This is a genomic window from Nitratireductor aquibiodomus NL21 = JCM 21793 (assembly GCF_000615975.1).
Lineage (GTDB): Bacteria > Pseudomonadota > Alphaproteobacteria > Rhizobiales > Rhizobiaceae > Nitratireductor > Nitratireductor aquibiodomus.
Window position 1 is genome coordinate 37,159 of the sequence record NZ_BAMP01000005.1, and the last position, 24,201, is coordinate 61,359.

The following is a 24,201-nucleotide window of genomic DNA, read 5'->3' on the forward strand; positions in this document are numbered from 1 at the left end:
TTCCACGCGATGTGGAACCGTATGGCGGCTCGCCGGATCGGTTACTGAGCCTGCTTGACGATATCGTATGCGAAGAACTGCGAGTTCAGGCCGTTGACCGGGTACCCGCTGACCGACGCGGTCGATACCACAATCTGCGGATAGAGATAAAGCCATCCGCTGGCGGCATCCTCGGCGATAAGGCGGTTTGCCTGCGTGAGCTTCTCATCGCGTTCCGCTTCGGAGCCGCTGGCCTCCGCAGAGGCAATCAATTCCACACTTGCGGGTTGTTGTAGCCCCAGTAGAAATTGGGATTGCCGTAGAACACGATGTCGCGGTGGTTCACATGTTCCTGCAGCGTCGCCTGGAAATCCTGCGCCTGGTAGATCTTCGTGTACCACTCATTCGCGGTGATGATGTTGATCTCCACCTTGATGCCGACCTTGGCCAGTTCGTTCTGCAGGAACTGGGCGACGATCGGATGCGGGTCGTAGTTCGGCGTGTCGAGCGTGAAGGTGAAACCGTCCGCATAGCCGGCTTCGGCCAGCAGCGCCTTGGCGCTTTCCGGGTCATAGGCGTCGACATCGTTCAGGTCGACATACCACGGGTCCGTCGGCGGAACGAAGGAGCCGATCAGCGTGCCGTGATCGCCCCAGATGGAGTTCAGCAGGCGCTTGCGGTCGATGGCGCGGGCAACGGCCTTGCGCACCTTCACATTGTCGAATGGGGCGACGCGGTCGTTATAGGCGAGCACTTCCTTGGTGGTGGACTGGCCATCGGTCACCACAAAGGAAGGATTGTCCTGAAACTGCATCAGGGAATCGGGGCTCTGCACGCTGGTGATGATGTCCACCGCATTGGTCAGAAGCGCGTTGTTGAGGGCGGTCGCCTCCTTGAAATAGGAGAAGGTCACGCCGCCATTCTTCGGCTTCTCACCCCAGTAGTTTTCATAGGGCGAAAGCGTGATGCTGGAGCCGCGCCGCCAGTTGTCGAGTTTGTAGGGGCCGGTGCCGTCCTCGCCGGAGGTCAGGTCCTCAGCGGCATCGTTGACGATCCACACATAGGTCAGATTGTAAGGCAGCGAGATGGAGCGCTCCTTGAGGGTGACGACGACCGTGCTGTCGTCCTTCGCCTCCACGCTCTCGATGTTCGCCAGGCTGCGCTTGCGCGAGCTCTGCGAAGTCTCGGCCGTCACGCGCTCGATGCTGTGCTTCACATCGGCCGCCGTCAACGGGTCGCCCGAGTGGAATGTGACGTCCGGCTGCAGCGTGAAGGTGTAGGTGAGACCGTCCTCGCTCATCTCGAAACCGGAGACCAGCTTTTCCACCACGTCGCCATCGTCGGTGAGCTGGAACAGGCCCTCATAGACATTGCCGTTGAAGGCCTCGTTGATGCCCTGCCCGGCACCTGCCGTGTTGTCGAGGTTCTGCGGCTCATAGAGCGAGCCGATGCGAATGACGGCGGAAGGGTCTGCATTGTCCTGCGCCATGGCGCCGGTCGCACCAACAATGGCGAACGCCACACTTATCGTCAGGCTGCGAAGGCCCAGACCCGTCTCTTTCAGCGATGCTGTCATCTTGCTTGTCCTTTGCGAATTCCAAACCGCGCAGTCGCCTGGCCCGTGGCCACGAACCCGCAGTTTCGTGGCTAATCTAACCGGCAAACACGATGACTGCGAGACATTTGAATCCCGCAAAGAGCAAAATGTTCGCACCGGACCGACATTTCTGCCGGGCCGATGCGAAATTTATTCCTTCAGAACGCTAATTCGTAGAACGTAAGACACGCGTCACGCGCCGTAGGGAACCCAGATGTTCTTCACCTGAACGGCACGGCGCAGATAGTCGCGCCCGCGTCCCTGCGCGTCATCCAGCCAATCCGGCATGCGGCCATTGTTGACCCAGGTTGCCTTCAGGTTCCCGGCCGACGCCTTCTCCACCATAGCGCTGCCTTCAGCCGAGCCGAAATACCAGAGGGCTGCCACCTCGTCGTGCTCGGCAAGCGTCTTCACCAGAAGATCGCGCTCGCCGGTGACGATGTTCACCACGCCACCCGGCACATCGGACGTGTCGAGCACCTGATAGAAATCGCCGGCAACCAGAGGATGACGTGCGGACGGCACGACCACGACCCGGTTGCCCATGGCAATGGCCGGCAGCACCAGCGAAACCAGAGACAGAAGCGGCGCTTCGTCCGGGCAGGCAATGCCCATAACCCCAAAGGCTCGTTCATGGCAAGGGTCACATGGCGCGACTGGGTGGAATGAACCGCGCCGTCGAATTTGTCGGCCTGCGCCGCGTAATAGAAGATGCGGCGCAGCGCGGTGTCGAACTCTTCGGTCGCCTTCTTCGCGCTGATGCCAGTGCTCTCGCACAGAAGCGCTTCCATGCCCGCGCGCCGCGCCTCCAGGTTTTCGCCAAGATAATAAAGCACCTGCGCGCGATTGTGGCCGGTCGCGCCACCCCAGCCGCCGGCCTTCGCCGCTGCCTCGACCGCGTTGCGAATGTCCTTGCGATTGCCGATGCCGGCCTGCCCGATCAGCACCCCGCCCTTGCCGGCAACCGAATAGACATAGCCGCCATCGGGCCTTGCCTGCTTGCCGCCGATATAATTCTTCATGGTCCGGTCGATGCCCTCGACCAGAACCTTGCCCTCACCCGCCGGAGAGGCTGAGGGTACGAAGGCTTCCGATGCCTTGGGAGCGGAAAGTTTCTTTTCCCAGTCGGCCGTGAGATATTCGTAAAGCCCCTCGCGCGCGCCCTCGCGCCCGAAACCGCTCTCGCGATAACCGCCGAACCCTGCGCCCGCATCGAGCATATTGGTGCAGTTGATCCAGACCACGCCGGCTTTCACGCGCGCGGCGAGATCCAGCGCCACATTGATGTTTTCCGACCAGACGGAAGCAGCAAGCCCGTAGCGGCTGTTGTTGGCGAGTGCTGCGGCCTCGTCCGGTGTGCGGAAGGTCATCGAGGCCGCTATGGGGCCGAAGATTTCCACCTGGCAGACGGTCGCGGCGGCTTCGACATCGGTGAAGAAGCCGGGCGCAATGTAATTGCCCTTCTCGGGCAGCGGGGCGGAAGCCTGCCAGAGCTGCCCGCCTTCCTCGACACCCTTTGCCACCAGCGCGGAAATCCGCTCCACCTGAACCGGCGACACTATGGCGCCCACATCGGTGGATTTGTCGAGCGGGTCGCCGACGCGCAGCGTTTCAAGACGTGCCTTCAGCTTGGCATGAAAGCGCTCGGCAATCCCTTCCTGCACGATCAGGCGCGAGCCGGCGCAGCACACCTCGCCCTGGTTGAACCAGATCGCGTCCACCACGCCCTCGACAGCCGCGTCGATATCGGCATCCTCGAACACGATGAACGGCGACTTGCCGCCCAGCTCCAGTGAAAGCTTCTTGCCGGAACCGGCAATCTGCTCGCGGATGACGCGACCCACCTGCGTGGAGCCGGTAAAGGCCACCTTGTCGACGCCCGCATGGCCGCAGATGGTGGCACCCGTTGTGCCATCGCCCTGAACGATGTTGACCACGCCGGCAGGCAAGCCAACCTCGTGGCAGATCTCGGCAAAGGCGACAGCCGTCAGCGGCGTCAGGTCGGCCGGCTTCAGCACCACCGTGTTGCCGGCGGCCAGCGCCGGCGCGATCTTCCAGGCGAGCATCAATAGCGGGAAATTCCACGGGATCACCTGCCCGCACACACCCACGGGCGAGAAGCCGCGGAACTCGTCTTCCACCATCTCGGCCCAGCCGGCGTGGTGATAGAAGTGGCGGGCGACCAGCGGAATGTCGATGTCGCGCGTCTCGCGCACCGGCTTGCCATTGTCCATGGTTTCCAGCACCGCCAGAAAGCGCGAGCGCTTCTGCACATGGCGGGCAATCGCATAGAGATATTTCGCGCGTTGATGGCCGGAGAACTTCGACCATTTGCCGAATGCACCACGCGCCGCTTTCACGGCGGCGTCCACATCCTCTGCCATGCCGCAGGCGATCTCGGCCAGCTGCGACCCGTCCGACGGATTGGATACGGCAATCTGGCGCGCACCCTTCGGTTTGACAAACCGCCCGTCGATGAAATGGCCAAAGGAGCGGCCATGGGAATCGAGCCACGCAACAACATCGCCATTGGCTTCCGGAGAGGGGCCGTATTCCATGGTGCTCAGAATATCCTTGATGGAAGACATGTCTTTGATCCTCATGCGACCGCGTGACGGTTGGCGCTGGAATAGCGGCCGGTCACGTAGTGCTCCAATTGCCGTTCAATGTCGCCGAGAAGCGAGCTGGCGCCGATGCGGAACAGGTCCGGCTCCAGCCAGCGATTGCCGGCCTCCTCTTTCATGAGCGTCAGCCAGGCAAGCGCATCCTTGGCGGTCTTGAGGCCGCCCGCCGGCTTGAACCCGACGATCTGGCCCGAATATTCGCGATAGTCGCGCAGCGCCCGCACCATGGTCAGGCTTACCGGCAGTGTGGCGTTCACGCCTTCCTTGCCTGTCGACGTCTTGATGAAATCGGACCCTGCCTGCATGGCCACCATCGAGGCGCGGTAGACATTGGTGAGCGTGCTGAGATCGCCGGTTGCCAGAATGGCTTTCAGATGCGCCGCGCCGCAGGCCTCGCGCATCGCGGCAATCTCGTCATAAAGCGCGCTCCAGTTCTGGGTCAGCACGTGCTCGCGCGTGATCACGATGTCGATCTCATGCGCGCCCTCCTCCACCGCATAGCGGATTTCCGCCAGCCGCAGCGGCAGGGGCATGAGGCCTGCCGGAAACCCGGTGGCGACCGATGCAACGGGGATGTTGCTGCCTTCCAGCGCCTTGACCGCATGGCCAACCATGGTCGGATAGACACAGACGGCGCCGGTGGTGATGCCGGCATCGGCAAGCCCCAGCCTGCCAGAATGTCCTCGCGCACCGGACGCCGCGCCTTGGCGCAAAGCCGTCGCACGCGGCCCGGCGTGTCATCGCCGGCAAGCGTGGTCAAGTCGATACAGGTGATGGCCTTCACCAGCCAGGCCGCCTGATAGGCCTTCTTGACCGAGCGACGCGCCGTCAGCGAGCCCGCCCGGCGCTCAGCCGCCGTGCGGTTGACGGTCACATCCTCGAACCATTCGGGTTTCAGTTGCGTACCGGTGTTTCGGGCGAGTGCGTCGGTCATGGCTGCGTCCGTGGTTTCGGTTGTGCCGGCGAGGCGGGCACCCGATCGATATGTTACGATAGAAACATTATGTTTGGATCGTTTCATAATTTCCACCCCTCTGTCAAGCCGCCCCGCCTTGCCACAGGCCAAGCCCAGGGGTTACTTTGCCGAGAGGACAACTCCGGGCGGCAAGGCTCATTTGGCGATGCCGGCGCAACCGGAGCACAGGGGACGCGGCCGGCAGCAAATGGGGCATCTTTCGCAGATCGAACTGCTTCTTCCCGAGCTGCGTGCCTATGCGCGCTCGATCTGCGGGCCTGCGGAAAGCCCGGAGGATCTGGTTCAGGACGCGGTCGAACGTGCCCTGCGTCACCAAACCCGCCCCGGACACATGGACGAACTGCGCCCCTGGATGTTTCGCGTCATCCGCAACCTGCATTATGACGAACTCAGAAAAAGACGTGTGCGCCGTGAATATATCGCAGTGCAAAAACGTCTTATGGATGAAAGCGACGGAACGGGCAGCGCAGGCCGCGATGTTCTGATCCGCCTCGCCTTCGAGAGACTGCCGCCCGAAACACGGGAGGTGCTGTTTCTCATCGACATAATGGGTTTCAAATATGCGGAGGCGGCGGACGTCATGAACGTGCCCATTGGCACCGTCATGAGCCGCGTCAGCAGGGCCCGGAAAGAACTTTTGCGCCGCGTCAACGGCGACGGCCAGGATGAAGAGCAGGCAAAGCAGACTCCATGAGCAAGGTAACGGAAGAGGATTTCATCAGGGTCAACGCATTTCACGACGGCGAAATGATCGAGGACCGCGCAGCTTTTGCACGCCGGCTCGAGGCAGAGCCGGAATTGAAGGCGGCGCTCGCCGAAATCCGCGAAATGTCCGCCAGCCTGAAGGCCCTGAAGCCGCAGCCAGCCACACAACCATCTGCGCGAAACGACAACCGTAGTGCAGGGCGCCGATGGGGACCCTGGTGGGTCGGCTCAGCCCTTGCGGCTTCCGTCGCACTCGCCATTGTCCTCGCTTATCCGCTCACCCGCCCGGATACGCCTGCACCGGAAGATCCACTCGCCATTCACGAGACTTTCTCCGCTCAGGCATTTGTTTCGCAGGACGGTGTTTTCCAGACTGTTTCGGGCGAAGAGATCGCTCTGTTCCCCGATCTCTCGGCGGCCAATCTCACGCTTGTCGCGGTCAGGAAAGTGCCGCATGGCGTGGCAGCCCATTTCGCCGGCCGGGAGGGTTGCCGCCTGACGGTCTTTTCGAGCGAAAAGCCGCTGAATGCAGGAGGCTCTGCCGCGGATCTGCAGAGCGCGGCATGGGAAGTTCCCGACCGCCTCTATCGGATCGTCGCCACCGGCATGGATGCAGGCAAGTTCGCGGCAATCACGGCCTATCTGGAACAGGCGACGCGCAGGATGGCGCAACCCGACACCGTGATCGCTCTAAGGGACGCGACCGCACAGGCCACATCCTGCGGCTAGAGCAATTCCAGGAAAAGTGGGAACCGGTTTTCCGCCCGGAATTGCAAAAAAAACAACAAATTAGAGCGCTTTCGCGATTCAACCAAAAGCGGAAGTGCTCTAGAGCAAACCTTTGCACCGCTTCACCCAGGCCGGGTGAAGCGGTGCAGGCTTCGGTCCGATGCTCTAGTTCGGATTGGGGAAGTTGGGGCGGTCCTCATTATAGTGCGTCGCCAGATAGTCGAGTATCTCGGTGCGATCCGGTTCCGGAATGTCGTCCATGCCCTGCTCGTCGACCATCCATTCAAGCATCTCGTCCCAGCTCACGGGTGAGACCCTGCTGCGCGACAATCATTTCCGAATGGCAGGCAGTACAGGCGTAGAAGGTCGTATCGACCCCGGCGCGACCTTCAGACGTCCGAAATCACCCTCGATCTCCTGAACGTCGCCCTTCGCAGGTTCCGCGCTCGCTGTCTGCTCGGCCGGGGCGGCCTCTTCCACTGCGGCACCGGACTGAACGGGCGTGTCGGAGAAGGTGCCTAGATAAGCGATCAGGTTGACGCGGTCTTCTTCCTTCTTGAGGCCGGCAAAGGCCATTTTGGTGCCCTTCACCTCGGCGCGGGGCTGAAGCAGATAAGCGTCCAGCCGTTCGACCGTCCACTCCCCGCCATATGCCTTCATGGCAGGCGAGTAGGAGTAGCCTTCAACCTGTGCGACCGGCTTGCCGACCACTCCATAGAGATTGGGGCCAACCTTGTTCTTGCCGTCCTTATCGATCGTGTGGCATGCAACGCACCGCTTGAAGAGCTTTTCGCCTTTTGCGGTGTCGGCATCGGCCAGCCCGGCCTGAACATCCGCCAGAGCGGGCGTGGCGGCAAAGAGAGCAAGTCCGACAACACCCAGCCGAACGCGAGCAAGCTTCATTCTTCTTTTCTCCATGGAAATGGGGTCCGTGAAGCGGCATTCCACCGCTTCACGGTATCATGATGATTGAGCAAGTTGCGCTGTGCGATCAGCTCGCGCGCACACCAACCCGGTGCATCGTGTTGTTGAGATAACCCTTGGGATTCCAGGCGATTGCGAAAGGCTGCATGTCGCCCTCACTGTCCGTCGCCCGCGCCCAGACCTCATAGTAGCCGGCCTGCGGGAATGTCACCTTGCTGCGCCAGTTCTGCCAGGCGCCGTCATTGACCGGATCGTCCAGTTCCACTTCCTGCCAGGTCGTGCCGAAATCAATGGAAATATCCAGCCTGCTGATGGAACGGTCGCCCGACCACGCATGGCCGCGCACCTCCGTTTCCATGCCGATATCCGCACCCTTGGCCGGGAAGGTGATGAGAGATTTCACCGGCATGCGTTCGATGATGACGAAATCTTCTTCAGGCACTTCCTGGCCGGGCGCCACCGGATAGGCCGGCACACGATAGGAGGTGCCCGTCATCTTGGGGCCGTCATGAACCTGATCACGCAGCTCGATGCGGGTCAGCCATTTCTGGGCGGTCGAGGCCGGCCAGCCCGGCACCACCAGGCGCAGCGGCGCGCCATTCATCGGGTGCAGCGCCTCGCCGTTCATCTCGAAGGCAATGAGAATGTTGTCGGTCATCGCCTTGTCGATGGGCAGACCGCGCGAAATCGGCAGCTTGTCGGGGTTACCCGAAAGGTGGCCGTCTGCGCCGTAGTGGGCGGTGTAGACGACATTCGACTGGACACCGGCCTTTTCAAGCACGTCCTTCAGCCGAACGCCCGTCCATTCCGAGCAGGCCACGGCGCCATGGGTCCACTGGTTGCCCTTCGCCGGCGGATCGAAGGCGCTGCGGCCATTGCCGCCGCATTCCAGCGTGAGTTGCAGCGTCACCACTTCAAACTGCTCGCGCAGATCGGCGATGGAAAGCTCGAGCTTGTTGTCGACGAAACCGTCAATCATCAGTGTCCAGCTTTCCGGGTTCACATCCTGTGGCGGGATGCCATTGTTGCGAATGAAATGCCGGCTCGTGGGCGTGACCGCATCGTCAAGCAGTTCAGCCGGGGTCTCGGCGTTGACCGGGCGGTCGTTGAGAAGCGTCAGCCCCTCCTTTCCGGCCAGCACGTCGCTGTCCTGTGCGAATGCCGCCGGCACCAGCCCCGCAGGCATGTTGCGGTGAAACGGTATCGAAGCCCCGACCATGGCAGCCATGGTGGCGAGCCCGGTGTTTTTCAGGAAACCACGACGCCCCGAATTGACGATGCCTTCCGAAGGCTCTGCAGGATGACCATCATCCGCAGGTGCGGCCCCGTCCCGGGCCCTGGTTGTCTCGGCGATGCGCGTCATCTGGTTCCTCCCTCTGCGCTGGCGAAATTGGCTGGCGGACACATCTGTAGGTATGCGTCGACACAGAGACGTGCGAAGCGGGAAAATTATTCCATCATTCCGCGTCGTTTCTGGCGGAAATCTACGCGTCTTAACGAAAAATCATGGAATGCATGGCAAATTCCCGCCTTACGCGCCTGAACAAAAACAATGTCTCCGGTAGGCTGCAGGAAGCGGACATTCATGGTTGAGCACCAAAACGGTATCGCACACGCGGCACCCGGCCAAAACGCACCAGACTGCCACGTATGCTCCGTTAAGGCTCGGAAGCCTATATCGAGCTGCCGATTGTCAGAACGACGGAGGAGCTTCGCACAACTGTCGGAAAATTCATGGCGATCATGGCCGGCACGCGCGAACTTCTCGGCGTGGTAACGGAAGTCTCCCTGAAGGCGCCCCATACCGTTTCCGGTCCCGAGCTCAAGGCGATCGCCCGTGTTGATCTCGTCGGCGAGATTTCCACGGACGAGACAGGCCGACAGCGCTTCCGGAGGGGCGTCGGAGCCTATCCGGCAATCCACGACAGGGCGCGCATCATCAACAGTGAGCAGCTACGCCTCATCTTCCGTGGCAACAAGTCCACCTTCGCTGAAGTCGGGCGGCTTCATAACGACACCAGTGTTCCCGCCTATGTGGATGTCGAAAATCTCGTCACCAAGCATTTCGCCGTCCTGGGTTCCACCGGTGTGGGCAAATCCAGCGGGCTTGCAGTCATCCTTCGGCAGGTGATCAGAACCTGGCAGGAGTTGCGTGTTCTCATCCTCGATCATCACAATGAGTATGGCAGCGTCTTCGGCGACCAGGCCAACCTCGTCGGGGCAAAAAACCTGCGCCTGCCTTTTTGGCTCTTCAACTTCGAAGAGTTCTCGGACGTCCTCTACGCGGGCAAACCGCCCGTTCCGGCTGAGCAGGATATCCTTTCGGAACTCATTCCTCTCGCGAAAACCCAGTATCTCAACCGCCGCCAGAGCGCCGAACGCCCGAGCGCCTTGCGAAAGGTCGAGCCACGGCAGTCGGGTTTTACCGCCGACACGCCGGCTCCCTATCTGATGCAGGACCTTCTGGCGCTGATCGACGAGCGCATGGGCAAGCTGGAAAACCGCTCCTCGCGCATGACCCATCACCGGCTGATCGGCCGTATCGAAACCCTCAAGAACGATCCGCGCTACGCCTTCATGTTCGCCAATGCGACAGTCGGAGGCGATACGATGGTGACGATACTGACCGAGCTTTTCCGCCTCGAGGCGAACGGCCGTCCGGTGACGGTGATCCAGCTCGCCAGTTTACCGATCGAGGTCGTGGATGCGGTGGTCTGTGTCATCTCGCGGCTTGCCTTCGATTTCGGCATGTGGAGCGACGGCGCCATGCCACTGCTTCTCGTTTGCGAGGAGGCACACCGATTTGCTGCAGCCGATCCGAGCGTCGGCTTCCTGCCGAGCAAGAGCGCGCTCTCCCGCATTGCCAAGGAAGGGCGCAAATACGGCGTCTATCTCGGCCTCGTGACCCAGCGACCGGCCGAGCTCGATGCGACCATCATCTCACAGTGCAACACGCTCTTTGCGATGCGCATGGCCAATGACCGCGACCAGGCCCTGCTCAAATCGGCCGTCTCCGACGCAACGGCCAATCTGGTGGACTTCGTTCCGTCGCTCGGCACCGGTGAAGTGATCGGCTTCGGTGAGGGGATGCCGCTTCCCGTCCAGTTCGTCTTCAACCGCCTGTCTGAAGAGCTGCTTCCCAGAAGCGAAGCCGCATCAGCGCTTCCCAAAGACCTCAATCCCGGATCGCGTCGGGAATTTGTCAATGCTGTCGTGGAACGCTGGCGCGGGTCAATCATGAGCCACACTCAGACCGACCCGCCACAGGAGCCCTCTGCTGCCGATACAGGGTCGAGCGGGCAGGTTCGCACATCCGCGGGAGCCGCTGAGGACAAGATCGCCAGAGCTCTGCAGACGGCGCGGCGCGAATATCTGGGCAGGTAGCGAAATGAACCCGGTTCGCCCGGCAGACGCCGATCTGGAGGCCATTCTCGAGCACGCTCCGTTCGGCCTGGCCATTGCCGATTCCGAAGGGCGGCGTGTCTACACCAATCAGCAGGCCAGCCTGTGCTCATCCGCACTCGAACCGCAGTCGATGCGTGAGCTGCGTTTTGCCTCGAAGACCGGTGATCGCACCTATAATTGCAGCCTCTGGCTGGATAGCGAAGCGGAGCCCGCATTCGACGAAGATATCTTCAGGCTCGCCTTCTTTGATGAACTGACCGGCCTGCCGAACAAAACGCTTCTGGCGCGCGCCATAGGCGCCGAACTCGAGGCCCAGCCCAACGCAGAAGCCGCCCTGCTTCTGATCGATCTCGACGGGCTCGGTCGCACCAACGACTATTACGGCGCAGCCTTTACCGACGGGCTCATTGCAGCATTCGCCGAGCGCCTGTCGGGCTGTGTTCGACGCTCCGACATTCTCGGCTACCTCTCAAACGGCATGTTCTGCGTTTTCGTGACCGATCTTTCGGGCCTCGACCTCCCGGACTACGCAGGCGCAATCCTCGACCGCTCCAAGGAGCCTTTCCAGGTCAAGGGTATCGAAACCTTCTCCTCCGCCTCCATTGGCATCAGCATGTTTGCGAAGGATGGTGCCAGTTTCGAGGAATTGCTGGTCTCGGCAGACCAGGCGCTTCGTGGCGCAAAGTCGGAATCGAAGGGAAGAGTCGGCTACAAGCCGGACACACCGGCCCGGCCCGGCAATGGCGACATGTCCGTCGAACAGCGCCTGCGCACCGCCCTGCGCGACCACAGGCTCCGTTGCGCCTATCAGCCGAAGGTCGACATCCATACCAATGGTGTGGTCGGGATCGAGACACTGCTGCGCTGGAGAGATGACGACGGCCAGCTCCGGGTTCTGGGCGACTTCGTCAATCTCGCCACCGACGCAGGCATCATTGATGCGGTTTCCGAACACGTCGTCGACGAGGTGATGACCTCGCTTCCACAGATTGACGCCGTTTTTTCGCACGGCACCTCAATCAGCCTCAACATCACGGCGCACCAGTCGACCGATCCCGGTTTCATGCGCAATCTGCTCGACCGGCTGACCTCCTATCGCCGCCCGGAGCGCTTTGTTCTCGAAATCACCGAAGAGGCTTTTCTAAACGGCGATCTCCTGAGCAGGAACATCCTGCCCATGGTGCGCGAGGCCGGGGTGAAAGTCTCCATCGATGATTTCGGCGTTGGGTATTCCTCCCTCTCCGCGCTCGCTGCCGTGACCGCAGACGAGTTGAAGATCGACCGGTCTTTCGTGCAGAACGTCCATCAGAGGCCACGCAGCCAAAGCGTGCTGAAGGCCATCGAGTCGCTTGGCCGCGCCCTCGGCATGACACTGGTGATCGAGGGGGTCGAGACCCGGGAAGAGGTCGACTACCTGAAGCAGCACACGGCGATCAGGATCGCGCAGGGCTATTACTTCAGCAAACCGTTCGCGCTGGAAGAATTCACGCTGGATGACGAAGCGCTTCCGGCAGCGCGGCAGCCGGAGCAGGCGCGCACCCGGGCCCCTGCCCGCTCGTCGCCAAACCGTTCGCAGCGCTGAGGCGAGTTCGGGAAAGACCCAAACCGGCCACGCCGCCACGTCGATCTCTCTGCAATCCCGAAGACCCTCGCGACTGCGAGATTTTCTAGCGATCGTAAAAGGCGTCCACAAGCCCGAGCGAAACGGACGGCACATAGGTCACCAGCAGAAGCACAAGCATCAGGACGGCGATGAATGGCAGATTGGTTTTGGTCGTGCTCCATACATCGGTTTTGGCGATGGAACAGGACGTCACCAGAACACTCGCAACCGGCGGTGTCTGCTGACCGAGCGCGATGTTGAGCGTCAGGAGAATGCCAAACTGCACGGGGTCGATGCCCAGTTGATGCACCAGCGGCATGAAGATCGGCACCGTCAGAATGATCGCGGCCGCGCCGTGCAGGATCATGCCCAGAAACAGCAGGAACACATTGATGATCATCAACACGACCAGCTTGTTGGTGGTGACGGCCGAAATGCCTTGCGCCAGCCGCTGCGGCAGCTCGGTTTCGGTCAGATAGAGCCCGAGCACGGCGGAAGTGGCGACAAGAAGCATGACCACCGCCGTCTGCACCACACCTTCCACCAGCGCGTGATAGAGCCGGCCAAGATCGATCTCTCGGTATATGAAAACGCCGATGAAGAGCGCGGTGACGACGGCCAGGCCCGCACCTTCCGTTGCCGTAACCACACCACCGAAAATGCCACCGAGAATGATCACCGGAAGCACCAGCGCCCAGGCAGCGTCCTTCGTGGTCTCCCACAGGCGCGGCAGGCTGAAACCCGCTTCGCGCGGCAGGTCGTAGCGAACTGCGAAATAATAGGAGAGCGCCATCAACAGAAAGCCGCCGATCACGCCCGGCACGATGCCCGCAACGAAAAGCTGCACGATGGACGTGTCCGACAGCGCGCCATAAAGGATCATCGGGATGGATGGCGGGATGATGATTGCCAGCGATGCGGAAGACGAGGTGATCGCGGCGGCAAAACGCGGGCTGTAGCCGCGCTTCTTCATGGCTGGAATCAGGACAGACCCGGTCGCAGCGACATCGGCCACGGCAGAGCCCGAAATTTCGGCAAAGAACATGGAGACGCCGACATTCACCATGGCAAGCCCGCCGCGAATGAAGCCGATAAGCGCGGAAACGAAGGCGATAAGACGCGTGGAGATGCCACCCGTGTTCATCAAGCACCGGCGAGAATGAACAGCGGGATGGCAATCAGCGGAAAGCTGGTCGCGCCGTCGAAGATGGACAGCGCGGCATTCAGGAATCCGAGATGTCCGTTGAGAAGCCACAGGCCTAAAAGCGCGCTCGCCAGGATCGAAACGGCAATCGGAAGGCCAATCGCGATCATCGCAAACATGGACAAGAGGATCAGGGCTTCGGTCATCGTGACGTCTCCGCGCGGACGCGCGACAGCTCTTCCTGTGCGCGGGCAATTTCATGTTCAATCTCGACCGCTTCGTGGTCGATGCCGGCCTGCGCCGCACCCAGTCGTTGCGGCAGGGTCAGAAGCCTCCCGGCAAGCATCAGGCCCGCACTGATCGGCAGGATCGACTGAACGAAGCTGCGCGGCACGAAACGCAGCGTGGTCATGCTCTCATTGCCGAAAATGTCCAGAATGGCCCAGCCCGCCCAGAGCATCGCGGCGAAGACTGCGGCGAAGATCGCCTCGCCAAGCCAGAAAAGCACCATCCTCATGGCAGGTGGCGAGCCAAGCAGCAGACCGTTGAAGCCCAAATGCGCATTGCGGAGCGTCGCCAGCGCAGCGCCGGAAAAGGTGATCCAGGCAAGCAGCACCGCTGCGACCTCGTCATACCAGATCAGCGAATTGCCCGAATATCGAAAGGCGACGCCAAGCACCACGACACATGAAAGCGCCAGAAGCAGTGTCAGCGTCACCACCTGTAAAAAAAGATCGAGCCAATGGGCAAGCCGTGCCATGTCAGGAAATCCCAAGCCGGGCGGAAAACGATTTGGTGGATAGCGGGGTGGCACTTCAAGGAAAGCACCACCCCCCGTGGCGTCAGGATCGGCGTCAGGAACCGTCGGCCAGCGACAGTACCTGATCGATCATCGCCTGTCCGTTTTCGACTTCGGTGGCGAATTTCTCATAAAGCGGCTTGGAGGCTTCCACAAACGCGGCGCGATCCGCCTTGTTGACCTTCATGCCACTTTCCTCGAGCTGCTTCAGCAGATCGTCATCCTTGGAAGCGCCCGTCTCGCGCGCCCAACCGGCCACTTCCTGAGCCGTTTCGGCCAGAACCGTCTGGATCTCCGGTTCCAGTTTCTCAAAAGCCGCCAGCCCCACCGTCGGATAGGCGGGTGAATAGACGTGCCCGGAAAGCGACAGATATTCCTGCACTTCGTTCAGCTTGCCGGCGGCAATGTTGGTCAGCGGATTTTCCTGCCCGTCGATCACGCCCGTCTGCAGCGCGACGAACACTTCCGAAAAGCCCATCGGGGTGGGGTTCGCGCCATACTCCTTGAACATGGCCACCCGCCAGGATGAATTTGGCGTACGGATTTTCAGCCCGCTCAGATCTTCCGGCGTGTTGATCGGGCGCTCATTGTTGGTGATCTGCCGGAAACCGTTTTCCCAGATCGCGAGCGGCCGATAACCCTGCGCCTCGGCAGCCGGCACCAGCACGTCCTTGAAAAGGGTTTCGTCAATCTTCTTCAGATGTTCGCGGTCGGCCACCAGGAACGGCAGATCGAAAATGGCGTATTCAGCGGCAATGTCGGGCATGGTGGAAGACGGAAGCGTCAGGTGCATGGTTCCGAGCTTGATCTTCTGCAGCATGTCCTTGTCTTTGCCGAGCTGCGAGCTGTCGAAGACCTTGACCACCGCCTTGCCGTCGAGCTTCTCGTTGACGCGGCGGGCAAACTCGCTGGCCGTCTGCTCCTGCAGTGACCCTGTTGCCGCGCTGATCCCGAAAATGATCTCTTCCTGCGCCTGGGCGGCGCCGGCTCCCATGGCGGGCATCAGTGCCGCCACGCAGAATGCTATGTGCTTCAGTCTCATGTTTTCCTCCCTCTGTTTCGTTTCGCGCAGCCCTCCCCGGTTGCGCGCTCACTGTTGCCGGTCCGCCTAACCCTGAGCCTCCTGGTATCTGCGTGTGCCGGCGTCCTCCTCGACAGCACGCGAAGCAATCCGGTCACCAAGCCTCCGGCCAAGCGCCAGCGCGTTGAACGACGCGCCAGTGTCGGCAATACCCTTGCCGGCAATGTCATAGGCCGTTCCATGGGCCGGCGTGACGATTGGAAACGGGTAGCCGGCAATCAACGTGACGCCGCGGTCGAAGCCGAGCAGCTTCATCGCGATCTGCCCCTGATCGTGGTACATGGTCATCACCGCGTCGAACTCCCCCCTGATCGCCCGCACGAAGACCGTGTCAGACGGGATCGGCCCCGTGACGGCCATCTGTTCCTCCTGCGCGCGCTGCACTGCCGGAAGCAGGATGTCCTCATCCTCCCAGCCGAAATTGCGCCCGTCTCCCGCATGCGGGTTGAGCGCGGCCACGCCAATGCGCGGGCGCTTGATGCCTGCCCCCTCCATCACCTCGGTGGTCAGTTTCAGACTCTCATAGATTCGCTCTACCGAAAGTTTGCCGGCCACGTCGCGCAGGGGAATATGCGACGTGACGCGCGCGTTCCACACTTCATCGAGAACGTTGAACTCACGCCCGCTGCGTTCTGCCTCGATGGTGGCATCGATAAAGCCGATCTCGTCCACATAGTCGGCTTTCGCGAGCCGCATTGCATGCTTGTTGAACGGCGTGAAGAAAACCGCTTTCGCAAGGCCGGCCTTGCCAACACGCAAGGCTGTTGCGAAATTCTCCAGCGCGGCGCGGCCACCCTCCGTGCTCGCCTCGCCAAGCGGCACATCGTCCGGATCGCAATTGGCCATGTCCACGAGGACCGTACCGTCCGGGAGATCGCCTTCCAGCGCATCGCGCGAGACAACCGGCACATCCAGCGTCACGCCCGCCTGGCGCGCGCCCAGCGCAAGAACACGCTCATCTCCGATAACGATCAGGTCGCCGCGATTGGCGTCCTGATCGGCAAGAATGCGGGCCGAAAGCTCCGGGCTGATGCCTGCCGGATCTCCAATCGCAAAGGCGATGCGTGACTGCTGCATTGTGTATTCCTTATTTTGTATACAAAATATACTATTGAAAATTCACACGTCAACGCATCTTTTTTGTATGATCGACAAATCCGGATGATTCAGGAGACCTCGTTTGGAACTCAGCAGCCCTTTCCCCCTGGAAACCGTCGCGATCGAAAAGCAGACGCTGCACGACCAGGTCGCGAACCGGATTCGCGATCTCATCATCGAAGGCCATCTGGCGCCCGGTACGCGCATTGATGAAACAACGCTTGTCGAGCAGCTTGGCGTTTCCCGCACTCCCTTCCGGGAAGCATTGCGCACCCTGGCGGCTGAAGGGCTGGTCATCATTCGCCCGTCAAAGGGCAGCGTGGTGCGCAAGCTCACCGCCCAGGACGTGTTCTCCATGCTGGAGCTGCTCTCGCATCTCGAGAAACTGGCGGGGCAACTCGTCTGCGAACGCGCCAGCGACGCAGACATCGAGGGGCTGCTCGAGCTCCACGAAGACATGCTGAAGCGCTATCGCGAAGGCGACCGCCTGCCCTATTACAAGCTCAATCAGGAGTTTCACTCCCGCGTTTCCGAGCTGGCAGGCAATGAATCGCTGCGCGAGGTTCAGGCCAACATTCAGGCACGCCTCAAACGCATCCGGTTTCTGGGAAACAGCAAGCCGGATTACTGGGCCTCGGCCGTTGCCGAGCACGAGCAGATGGCCGCCGCCCTCAGAAAGCGCGACGGCGACGCCCTCGGCCGCGTGATGGCGCAGCACCTGATGAACACCTGGGATCGCGTGAAGGACAATCTGTGACGAAGCGGCGTCAGCTTTGGGTGTAAGCCTCGCGCCAACCGAGCCCTGCATCAGTCCCGGCGCGCGGCCTGTACTCGGCACCGATGTAACCGTCATACCCTTCATCACGCATGGCCGGCAAAAGGCGCTCGTAGCAGACTTCGCCCTCGTCGGGTTCAGCGCGTGACGGCACGGCCGCGATCTGCACGTGTCCGATCAACGGGCGATGCGCGATAAACCGGTTAAGCAGATCGCCCTGCATGATCTGCGTGTGATAGCAGTCGAACATGATCTTGAGATTGGTCGCGCCCACGCGGGCAATGACATCCGCCGCCTGCTCGACACGGGAAAGGAAATAGCCGGGAACGTCGCGGTGATTGATTGGCTCGATCAGAATGCCAATGCCCCGCGCTGCCGCCGCCGAACAGGCATATGCGAGGTTTTCGGCGAATGCGGTTTCCGCCAACGTGCTTTCCGCCACCCTGCCCGCCATCACATGCACCGCACCCGCGCCCACGGCTGCTGCGTAAGACACCGCCTCGTCGATTGCTGCCCGCGCTTCGTCTTCACGCCCCGGCAGCGCCGCAAGGCCGAAGTCTCCCTCACGCTCTCCCTTGCGGGTGTTTAATCCCAGCAGCGGCAGGCCCGTTTCCTCAAGTGCCTTGCGTAGCTCTTCAGCCGGAACGGCATAAGGCCAGTGGCACTCGACGGCATCGAAACCGGCCGCATGCGCCCGCCGGACCGCATCCGGAAGGGCGAGCTCTGTCCACAAAAACCCGAGATTGGCGGAAAAACGCAGCATCACGACCACTCCACATCGAATTTCGTCACCACCTGATCGATCTGCTCCGGTGTGAGAAGACGCGGCGAAAGCCCGCGCGTGAGAAGCGCGAGACGCGCCGTCTCTTCCAGTTCCTCGATCGCCTGACCGGCTGCCCGCAGGTCCTTGCCCGCCACCACCGGGCCGTGATTGGCCAGCATCACCGCCGAGCGCTTGCCTGCCAGTCCGCGGATCGCCTCTCCAATGGCCACGTCCCCGGGGATGAAATAGGGAAGCAGCTTCACCTTACCGAGCTGCATGATGGAATAGGCCGTGAGCGGCGGAAACAGATTGTCCGGGTCGACATCGGGAAGAAGCGACCAGGCGACCGAGTGCGTCGAATGCAGATGCACGATAGCACCGGCCTTGGAACGCGTCTCATAAAACGCCTCGTGCAGGGGCATTTCCTTTGTCGGCTTATCGCCATCCACATGCCGGCCCGCCGCATCGAAACGGCTCAACCGGGCCGGATCGAGCGTGCCGAGCGTCGAGCCCGTCGGCGTCACCAGCAATCCACCGTCGCTCGTGCGGGCGGAAACATTGCCGGTGGCCCCATGCGTCAGCCCGCGCGAATGAAGCGAGGCGGCAAGGCTGCACATCTCCTCACGAAGCCTGCTTTCCTCGCTCATGCCGCCTCTCCCTTCAACACATCAAGCGCCTTCATGAAAAACGCATCGTCACCAAAATTGCCGGATTTGAGCGCCACCCAGACGGGGCGGCCCGCAACCTTCAGCCCGGGCACGCCAGGCGCGATCTGCGGGCCAACCTCAAGCGCGGAGCAGTCGAGCGCTTCGACAACCGCACCCGACGTCTCGCCGCCCGCCACCACAAGCCGCTCATATCCACCGGCGACAAGCTGCACGGCGGTCGCAGCAAAAAAACCCTCAAGGGCTGAAGCGACCTCTTCCCGCCCGAACGCAGCCTGCGCCGCGCGCACCACTTCGGGATCGGCCGAGGAATAGACGAGCGGCGCGGCACCTGCGTCCTGCGCCCCGATCCACTCCACCGCTGCCTGCGGCGTCATCGTGCCCGAAAGAACGGCCTCAGGCTCAACCCTGAGCGTGGGATGAAGCTTTGAATATTCGGCGATCTGCCGCCGCGTCTGGCCCGAGCACGACCCTGAAAGGATGGCCGCACGGCCTGACGATCCCTGCCAGCCCTCTCTGTTCTTTCCAAGCAGTCCCGCTTCACGGAAATTTGCCGCCAGTCCCAGTCCCAGCCCGGATCCGCCCGTGACGAGCTTCATGCCGCGCACGGCGGTGCCGATGCGATAGAGATCCTCGTCGGAGACCGTGTCGACGACAATGAGCGTCTTCCCCTCCGCCGCCGCCCGGTCAAGCGCATCGGAAATGGCCGCCGCCCCCTCGCGCACCGCCTGCGCGGAAACATGGCCCACTGCTCCGCCCGTCTGCGGCGCAAGCCAGCGGCGGATGTCTGCATCGCGCATCGGTGTGAGCGGATGATGTTCCATTCCGCTCTCGTTGAGAAGACGGTCATTCACGAAGAGATGCCCCTGGTAGACCGTACGCCCCGTCGCCGGAAAAGCCGGACAAACCACCGTCTGCTCCGCACCGAGACGCTCCATCAGCGCATCGATGACCGGGCCGATATTGCCCTCCGGCGTCGAATCGAAGGTCGAGCAGTATTTGAAGTAGATCTGCCCCGCGCCCTGCTCCAGAAGCCAGTCAAGCGCCTCGAGCGACTGGCGGACCGCATCCGCCACCGGAATCGTGCGCGACTTGAGCGCCACCACCCCCGCTTCCACGGAGGGATCGGCAGGGCCGTTCGGCACACCACAATACTGGATGGTCTTCATACCGCTTCTGGCCAGCATGTTGGCGAGATCGGAAGAGCCTGTAAAATCGTCCCCAATACAGCCGAGCAACATTCGCACCTCCTCCTTCGCGCATGCATCACGGCTTAATGCGACAACGTATCCATAAAAGTCAATGCAGATGAATGGGAGAGGTTCTGCGCGAATTCTGGACAAAGAAGGTCCGGGAAAATCTCACGAAACCGTGCTTTTTCTATTTGTTTTTCCTGATAAAATCAGCGCGAAGGAATCCGGCTTCGGCAACTCTCGAAATTCGGCGCAGTCTTGATTTTTGTGTATACATTGATTGGCAAGAGGCTAGAATAGGCGCGCAATCGAATATCCGGAGACGACATGAGCAACAATCCCAAAGCCTCTTCCCTGCGCTCACGCGCGTGGTTCGACAATGCGGGCAATCCGGATATGACAGCGCTTTATCTGGAGCGCTACCTGAATTTCGGATTGTCGCAGGAAGAACTGCAATCCGGCAAGCCCATCATCGGAATTGCCCAAACCGGCTCCGATCTTTCGCCCTGCAACCGGCACCACCTGGAACTGGCGAAGCGCGTGCGCGAAGGCATTCGCGAGGCCGGCGGCATCGCCATCGAGTTTCCCGTTCACCCGATCCAGGAAACCGGCAAGCGCCCGACAGCGTCTCTCGACCGCAATCTCGCCTATCTCAGCCTCGTGGAAGTGCTTTACGGCTATCCGCTCGATGGCGTCGTGCTCACCGTCGGCTGCGACAAGACCACGCCGGCGCTACTCATGGCGGCAGCCACGGTCAACATCCCGGCCATCGCGCTTTCGGTGGGCCCGATGCTCAATGGCTGGTTCCGGGGTGAGCGCACGGGTTCGGGCACCATCGTCTGGAAGGCACGCGAGATGATGGCTGCCGGCGAGATCGACTATGAGGGTTTCGTGCGGCTCGTCGCCTCCTCCGCGCCGTCCACCGGCTATTGCAACACGATGGGAACGGCCACCACGATGAACTCGCTGGCCGAAGCGCTCGGCATGCAGTTGCCCGGTTCCGCAGCCATCCCCGCGCCCTATCGCGACCGGCAGGAAATGGCGTATCGCACCGGCCTTCGCATCGTCGACATGGTTCATGAAGACATCAAGCCGAGCGACGTGATGACCCGCGAAGCCTTCATCAATGCGATCCGCGTCAACTCCGCCATAGGCGGCTCCACCAACGCCCCCATCCACCTGACGGCTGTCGCCCGCCACCTGGGCGTTGAACTGTCCATCGACGACTGGCAGACCTATGGCGAGAGCGTGCCTCTCCTGGTGAACCTCCAGCCTGCAGGCGAATATCTGGGCGAGGACTATTACCATGCCGGCGGTGTGCCGGCGGTTGTCAATCAGCTCATGTCGGTCGGGCTCATCAACGAGGATGTCCTGACGGTCAACGGCAAAAGCATTGGCGAGAACTGCCGCGATGCCGCCATCGCTGACGAGAAGGTGATCCGTCCCTTCGCCAACCCTCTCAAGGAGAATGCAGGCTTCCGGGTTCTGAAAGGCAATCTGTTCGATTCCGCCATCATGAAACTCTCGGTCGTCTCCGACGAGTTCCGGAACCGCTATCTTTCCAACCCCGACGATCCCATGGCCTTCGAGGGTCGCGCCATCGTGTTCGACGGGCCGGAGGATTATCACGCGCGCATCGACGATCCGGCACTCGCCATCGATGAGAAGAGCATCCTTTTCATGCGCGGCGCGGGACCCATCGGCTATCCGGGCGCGGCGGAAGTGGTGAACATGCGCGCGCCCGATTACCTCATCAAGCGCGGCATCACCTCTCTGCCCTGCATCGGCGATGGTCGCCAGTCCGGCACATCGGGCTCGCCGTCCATCCTCAACGCCTCGCCGGAAGCGGCCGCCAATGGCGGACTTGCGATTCTCAAAACCGGTGACCGCGTGCGCATCGACCTCAACAAGTGCACGGCAAACATTCTCACCTCCGATGAGGAACTGAACCGGCGCCGTGAGGAACTGGAGAAGGCCGGGGGATATGCCTATCCCGCGCACCAGACGCCCTGGCAGGAAATCCAGCGCGGCATGGTCGCCCAGCTCGAAGCCGGCATGGTGCTGGAACCCGCCGTCAATTACCAGCGGCTCGCACAGGGCGGAAAGGACGGCAACATGCCGCCAGTCCCGCGCGACAACCACTGAAGCAGACCGTCGAAAACACGCCACAGGGAGGAGGAACCCGCATGCGCATCCTGATTATCGGAGCCGCCGGCATGGTCGGTCGCCGGCTGGCCGAAAAGCTGCTCTCCGATGGCAAGCTCGGCAGCGAACGCATAGAAACCATTCACGCATTCGATGTGGTCGAAGCTCCGCTCGCCCCGGCAAATGGCATTCAGATCGAGGCGCAGGCCGGCGATATCGCGGATGCAAAAACCGTCGAGGGGCTGATCGCGCAAAAGCCCGATGTCATCTTTCATCTGGCGGCCATCGTTTCCGGCGAGGCCGAGGTCGCGTTCCAGAAGGGCTACGGCATCAACATGGATGGCACGCGCCATCTGCTTGAAGCCATCCGCCTTCGGGGCGAAAATGGAGGAGGCTCCTACCGGCCCCGCCTCGTCTTCACCTCTTCCATCGCGGTCTTCGGCGCACCCTTCCCCGACAAGATCGACGACGAGTTCTTCCGGGCCCCGCTCACCAGCTATGGAACGCAGAAGGCGATTGGCGAGCTTCTATTGGCCGACTATACGCGAAAGGGTTTCATAGACGGGATCGGCATTCGCCTGCCCACGATTGTCGTTCGGCCCGGCAAGCCCAACAAGGCTGCGTCCGGCTTCTTCTCCGGCATCATCCGCGAGCCGCTCGCCGGGCAGGATGCCATCCTGCCGGTCCCGGACGATGTGCGCCACTGGGTGGCGAGCCCTGATGCTGCGGTGGGTTTCCTGCTGCATGCCGGCACCATGGACCTTGCGCAGCTCGGAGACCGGCGTTGCCTCACCATGCCCGGTCTCTCCGTCACCATTGCGGAGATGATAGAGGCCCTCGCACGCGTTGCCGGCCATGACGTCGTGGCCCATATAAAGCGCAGGCACGATCCGCAGATCGCCGCGATCGTGGATGGCTGGCCGCGTGATTTCATCGCCCGGCGCGCGCAGGAAGCCGGTTTCACGGCCGACCGGGATTTCGATTCCATCATACGCGCGCACATCGCTGACGAAGAGGCACGCAAATAAAGGGGTTGAAGCGGCCGAGGACCATTGACCGACGACATCCTTGCCTGTGAAGAACCGGTATGACGACGCCCATGCGCTTGGACATGACAGTGGATATCTGCCAACCATCGTCGGTAGGGCTGAACCGCACCGGGCAAAAATGGAGGGGGTGCTGAGCACGAGCGAGCGCAGAAAGGTCGGAACCGCAGGACGGAAACCGGCAAGCAGGAGCGCCGATGCGCAGGCGGCGTCACGCCCCCGCCCGAGCCTGCAGGGCATCGCCAAGATGCCGGCACGCGACCGGGCGTATCACGAGCTCAAGTTCCGCATTCTGGAAGGGCGGCTGCCGCCCGGCACCACACTTCTGGAAACCGAGGTTGCGAGCCTTCTTTCGCTCAGCCGGACACCCGTGCGCGAAGCGCTGATACGGCTTGAGGAAGAAGGGCTTGTGGATGTGCGGCCGCGCCATGGCATCACCGTCAAGTCGCTGTCGGTCGAAGAGATCGAACAGATCTACCAGGTCTTTTCGACCCTCGAGGTCAAGGCGGCGCAGCTTACAGCGCGACGCGGCATCACGGCGGCCGACCATGAGCGCCTCGACGGCATCCTCACGCAGATGGAACGCGCCTCAAAGCGAGGCGACATTGAAGCCTGGTCCGAGCTGGATGACGAGTTTCATTCCGAACTGGTCGGCCTTTGCGGCAACCCGCGCCTGCAGGCCATGCTGCGGCAGCTCTGGGACCTGCAATACCACGCCCGTCGCGCGATCATAAAACTGCGTCCCCTGCCGATTGTTTCAGACCGGGAACACCGCGCAATCCTTGCCGCCATCGCGGCGGGAAACGAAGAGGAGGCAACCCGCCTCCATCAGCAGCACCGCGATCGCGCCGACGAGCAGCTCGTCTCCCTCCTGCGCCGGCAGGCGACATTCCCGCTGAGCCAATAGGGCATTTTTGCAGTCAGGTGGAGCCACGCGACAGCCGCACCAG

At 61.7% G+C, this 24,201-nt stretch carries 17 protein-coding genes and 4 pseudogenes; 8 read left to right on the plus strand and 13 right to left on the minus strand.

Features of this window, described 5'->3' with window-relative positions:
* Nucleotides 1–41: 41 nt before the first annotated feature.
* The 3 pseudogenes from JCM21793_RS23735 to deoC all read right to left on the minus strand — a co-directional run bounded on the left by JCM21793_RS23735 (nucleotide 42) and on the right by deoC (nucleotide 5,134).
* Nucleotides 42–1,555 (minus strand): annotated as a pseudogene (locus JCM21793_RS23735) (ABC transporter substrate-binding protein).
* A 213-nt stretch (nucleotides 1,556–1,768) separates the two neighbouring features.
* Nucleotides 1,769–4,164 (minus strand): annotated as a pseudogene (locus JCM21793_RS23740) (aldehyde dehydrogenase family protein).
* A gap of 11 nt (nucleotides 4,165–4,175) precedes the next feature.
* Nucleotides 4,176–5,134, minus strand: a pseudogene (gene deoC, locus JCM21793_RS23745) (deoxyribose-phosphate aldolase).
* Between the two features lie 229 nt (nucleotides 5,135–5,363).
* Between deoC and JCM21793_RS02595 the strand changes: the two are divergent.
* Nucleotides 5,364–5,870 (plus strand): RNA polymerase sigma factor, encoded by a 507-nt coding sequence (locus tag JCM21793_RS02595; protein ID WP_007010739.1) that lies wholly within the window; start codon nucleotides 5,364–5,366, stop codon nucleotides 5,868–5,870.
* Nucleotides 5,867–6,610, plus strand: a complete 744-nt coding sequence (locus tag JCM21793_RS02600) for a hypothetical protein (protein WP_025029368.1) — start codon at nucleotides 5,867–5,869, stop codon at nucleotides 6,608–6,610. The genes JCM21793_RS02595 and JCM21793_RS02600 overlap by 4 nt, the downstream gene beginning before the upstream one ends.
* Nucleotides 6,611–6,775: 165 nt before the next feature.
* Here JCM21793_RS02600 and JCM21793_RS29985 read toward each other — a convergent pair whose 3' ends face one another.
* From JCM21793_RS29985 to JCM21793_RS02615, 3 genes are all read right to left on the minus strand, one after another.
* Nucleotides 6,776–6,916: a hypothetical protein gene (locus JCM21793_RS29985; RefSeq protein ID WP_244439634.1), complete on the minus strand. Its 141-nt coding sequence runs from the start codon at nucleotides 6,914–6,916 to the stop codon at nucleotides 6,776–6,778.
* Nucleotides 6,917–6,940: 24 nt separating this feature from the next.
* Nucleotides 6,941–7,513: a c-type cytochrome gene (locus JCM21793_RS28080; protein WP_244439635.1), complete on the minus strand. Its 573-nt coding sequence runs from the start codon at nucleotides 7,511–7,513 to the stop codon at nucleotides 6,941–6,943.
* A gap of 88 nt (nucleotides 7,514–7,601) precedes the next feature.
* Nucleotides 7,602–8,897: a sulfite oxidase gene (locus JCM21793_RS02615; protein ID WP_025029369.1), complete on the minus strand. Its 1,296-nt coding sequence runs from the start codon at nucleotides 8,895–8,897 to the stop codon at nucleotides 7,602–7,604.
* 371 nt (nucleotides 8,898–9,268) lie between these two features.
* Between JCM21793_RS02615 and JCM21793_RS23760 the strand changes: the two genes are divergently transcribed.
* Nucleotides 9,269–10,918 (plus strand): ATP-binding protein, encoded by a 1,650-nt coding sequence (locus JCM21793_RS23760; protein WP_051556102.1) that lies wholly within the window; start codon nucleotides 9,269–9,271, stop codon nucleotides 10,916–10,918.
* Nucleotides 10,919–10,922: 4 nt separating this feature from the next.
* Nucleotides 10,923–12,521, plus strand: a complete 1,599-nt coding sequence (locus JCM21793_RS02630) for a putative bifunctional diguanylate cyclase/phosphodiesterase (protein WP_025029370.1) — start codon at nucleotides 10,923–10,925, stop codon at nucleotides 12,519–12,521.
* Between the two features lie 85 nt (nucleotides 12,522–12,606).
* Here JCM21793_RS02630 and JCM21793_RS23765 read toward each other — a convergent pair.
* The 4 genes and pseudogenes from JCM21793_RS23765 to JCM21793_RS02650 all read right to left on the minus strand — a co-directional run bounded on the left by JCM21793_RS23765 (nucleotide 12,607) and on the right by JCM21793_RS02650 (nucleotide 16,643).
* A pseudogene (locus JCM21793_RS23765) lies at nucleotides 12,607–13,892 on the minus strand (TRAP transporter large permease).
* Complete coding sequence (locus tag JCM21793_RS02640) at nucleotides 13,889–14,446, minus strand: TRAP transporter small permease (protein WP_025029371.1); 558 nt, start codon at nucleotides 14,444–14,446, stop codon at nucleotides 13,889–13,891. The pseudogene JCM21793_RS23765 and the gene JCM21793_RS02640 overlap by 4 nt, the downstream one beginning before the upstream one ends.
* Before the next feature lie 94 nt (nucleotides 14,447–14,540).
* The gene (locus JCM21793_RS02645; protein ID WP_081784619.1) at nucleotides 14,541–15,527 is read right to left on the minus strand and encodes a TRAP transporter substrate-binding protein; all 987 of its coding nucleotides are present in this window, start codon (nucleotides 15,525–15,527) and stop codon (nucleotides 14,541–14,543) included.
* Between the two features lie 66 nt (nucleotides 15,528–15,593).
* Entirely contained in the window at nucleotides 15,594–16,643 is a 1,050-nt protein-coding gene (locus JCM21793_RS02650; protein ID WP_007009173.1) for a 4-hydroxythreonine-4-phosphate dehydrogenase PdxA, read from the minus strand.
* A 103-nt stretch (nucleotides 16,644–16,746) separates the two neighbouring features.
* Here JCM21793_RS02650 and JCM21793_RS02655 point away from each other — a divergent pair, with 103 nt between their 5' ends.
* Complete coding sequence (locus JCM21793_RS02655) at nucleotides 16,747–17,421, plus strand: GntR family transcriptional regulator (protein WP_007009172.1); 675 nt, start codon at nucleotides 16,747–16,749, stop codon at nucleotides 17,419–17,421.
* 10 nt (nucleotides 17,422–17,431) lie between these two features.
* Here the strand turns inward: JCM21793_RS02655 and JCM21793_RS02660 are convergent, their stop codons facing one another.
* Genes JCM21793_RS02660 through otnK form a run of 3 tightly spaced genes read right to left on the minus strand, consistent with a single transcriptional unit; the run spans nucleotide 17,432 to nucleotide 20,108 of the window.
* A complete protein-coding gene (locus JCM21793_RS02660) occupies nucleotides 17,432–18,202 on the minus strand; it encodes a hydroxypyruvate isomerase family protein (RefSeq protein WP_036539399.1) in 771 nt (256 codons plus the stop codon).
* Complete coding sequence (gene otnC / locus JCM21793_RS02665) at nucleotides 18,202–18,849, minus strand: 3-oxo-tetronate 4-phosphate decarboxylase (RefSeq protein ID WP_007009169.1); 648 nt, start codon at nucleotides 18,847–18,849, stop codon at nucleotides 18,202–18,204. Before otnC ends, JCM21793_RS02660 begins: the two co-directional genes overlap by 1 nt.
* Entirely contained in the window at nucleotides 18,846–20,108 is a 1,263-nt protein-coding gene (gene otnK / locus JCM21793_RS02670; protein ID WP_025029374.1) for a 3-oxo-tetronate kinase, read from the minus strand. Before otnK ends, otnC begins: the two co-directional genes overlap by 4 nt.
* 279 nt (nucleotides 20,109–20,387) lie before the next feature.
* Between otnK and JCM21793_RS02675 the strand changes: the two genes are divergently transcribed.
* The 3 genes from JCM21793_RS02675 to JCM21793_RS02685 are packed head-to-tail and all read left to right on the plus strand — an operon-like array spanning nucleotide 20,388 to nucleotide 24,158.
* Nucleotides 20,388–22,205 (plus strand): IlvD/Edd family dehydratase, encoded by a 1,818-nt coding sequence (locus tag JCM21793_RS02675; RefSeq protein ID WP_025029375.1) that lies wholly within the window; start codon nucleotides 20,388–20,390, stop codon nucleotides 22,203–22,205.
* Between the two features lie 41 nt (nucleotides 22,206–22,246).
* Nucleotides 22,247–23,233 (plus strand): D-erythronate dehydrogenase, encoded by a 987-nt coding sequence (gene denD, locus JCM21793_RS02680; RefSeq protein WP_025029376.1) that lies wholly within the window; start codon nucleotides 22,247–22,249, stop codon nucleotides 23,231–23,233.
* A gap of 46 nt (nucleotides 23,234–23,279) precedes the next feature.
* Entirely contained in the window at nucleotides 23,280–24,158 is an 879-nt protein-coding gene (locus tag JCM21793_RS02685) for a GntR family transcriptional regulator (protein ID WP_244423479.1), read from the plus strand.
* The last annotated feature ends 43 nt before the right edge of the window (nucleotides 24,159–24,201 follow it).

Coding starts and splice junctions, on each gene's coding strand:
- JCM21793_RS23760 (WP_051556102.1), top strand. CDS start 9,269: ATGGCGATCATGGCCGGCACGCGCGAACTTCTCGGCGTGGTAACGGAA.
- JCM21793_RS02675 (WP_025029375.1), top strand. CDS start 20,388: ATGAGCAACAATCCCAAAGCCTCTTCCCTGCGCTCACGCGCGTGGTTC.
- otnK (WP_025029374.1), bottom strand. CDS start 20,108: ATGTTGCTCGGCTGTATTGGGGACGATTTTACAGGCTCTTCCGATCTC.
- JCM21793_RS02595 (WP_007010739.1), top strand. CDS start 5,364: ATGGGGCATCTTTCGCAGATCGAACTGCTTCTTCCCGAGCTGCGTGCC.
- otnC (WP_007009169.1), bottom strand. CDS start 18,849: ATGAGCGAGGAAAGCAGGCTTCGTGAGGAGATGTGCAGCCTTGCCGCC.
- JCM21793_RS02650 (WP_007009173.1), bottom strand. CDS start 16,643: ATGCAGCAGTCACGCATCGCCTTTGCGATTGGAGATCCGGCAGGCATC.
- JCM21793_RS02630 (WP_025029370.1), top strand. CDS start 10,923: ATGAACCCGGTTCGCCCGGCAGACGCCGATCTGGAGGCCATTCTCGAG.
- denD (WP_025029376.1), top strand. CDS start 22,247: ATGCGCATCCTGATTATCGGAGCCGCCGGCATGGTCGGTCGCCGGCTG.
- JCM21793_RS02645 (WP_081784619.1), bottom strand. CDS start 15,527: ATGAGACTGAAGCACATAGCATTCTGCGTGGCGGCACTGATGCCCGCC.
- JCM21793_RS02640 (WP_025029371.1), bottom strand. CDS start 14,446: ATGGCACGGCTTGCCCATTGGCTCGATCTTTTTTTACAGGTGGTGACG.
- JCM21793_RS02615 (WP_025029369.1), bottom strand. CDS start 8,897: ATGACGCGCATCGCCGAGACAACCAGGGCCCGGGACGGGGCCGCACCT.
- JCM21793_RS02660 (WP_036539399.1), bottom strand. CDS start 18,202: ATGCTGCGTTTTTCCGCCAATCTCGGGTTTTTGTGGACAGAGCTCGCC.
- JCM21793_RS02600 (WP_025029368.1), top strand. CDS start 5,867: ATGAGCAAGGTAACGGAAGAGGATTTCATCAGGGTCAACGCATTTCAC.
- JCM21793_RS28080 (WP_244439635.1), bottom strand. CDS start 7,513: ATGAAGCTTGCTCGCGTTCGGCTGGGTGTTGTCGGACTTGCTCTCTTT.